The sequence below is a fragment of the Sulfitobacter sp. UBA4523 genome, assembly GCF_002388305.1.
Lineage (GTDB): Bacteria > Pseudomonadota > Alphaproteobacteria > Rhodobacterales > Rhodobacteraceae > Sulfitobacter > Sulfitobacter pontiacus.
The window spans coordinates 1499-1782 of sequence record NZ_DGMH01000004.1; the positions used below are offsets into that span (position 1 = coordinate 1499).

Annotated in this window: 1 pseudogene; it reads left to right on the forward strand. The window is 62.7% G+C overall.

The window, feature by feature from the left end:
- Window positions 1–284: pseudogene (locus B3849_RS00290) on the forward strand (dienelactone hydrolase); the annotation flags it as partial.

Genomic DNA, 284 nt, shown 5'->3' on the forward strand with positions numbered 1-284 from the left:
CGCACGCAGGCGGCCTTTGGCTCTACGCTGGTGAACCGGTCGCTGGACCAGCTTTTCGTGCTGGATGAAATGGCCCGCCTGTCGCAAGACGAAAGCTCTTTTCTCAATGGGTTGGTGGATGCGGATAACACCGGTTTGATCGGCTATTCCATGGGCGGCTACGGCGCGGTGATCACCGCAGGTGGTGGCGTGACCGAAGCGTCGGTCGGCTATGGCTGGGGCGGGCCGCATGGCACCTTGGGCATCCATCAGGCGGGGTCCGAGACGCATAACAACCTGCCCGA